Source organism: Secundilactobacillus collinoides DSM 20515 = JCM 1123 (genome assembly GCF_001435975.1).
GTDB classification, from domain to species: Bacteria; Bacillota; Bacilli; order Lactobacillales; family Lactobacillaceae; genus Secundilactobacillus; species Secundilactobacillus collinoides.
The window spans coordinates 1-366 of the sequence record NZ_AYYR01000129.1; positions in this window are offsets into that span (position 1 = coordinate 1).

The following is a 366-nucleotide window of genomic DNA, read 5'->3' on the forward strand; positions in this document are numbered from 1 at the left end:
AAGAAGTGGTTCGAAAAGCAGCGTAGCAATTCGTCCAAGTATGGGGGCACGGTCCAAGCAGAGACCGGCCACGTAAGCGCAGTTAGTGACAAATCCAAAATCAGGATTTCTCACTAACTGCGCTTACGTTCTGGTCTCTAACCACTTCCTTCCGCTCTCTGCCCCCCAAAAAAAACTTCACGAATATAACTTTTTTTGGTCACACTTTCATCACAAAATGCGGGTATATTTAAATCATAGCAAAGCAAAGAACAAACTTACTTGCTATATACTCCCCTGATTTACTTTCTAAAAGAAGGTCGACAGTCCTCCCCCTCTTGTACTGTCGCCTTCAGCATGATGGATCAACTTCCTCCTACTGAAGAA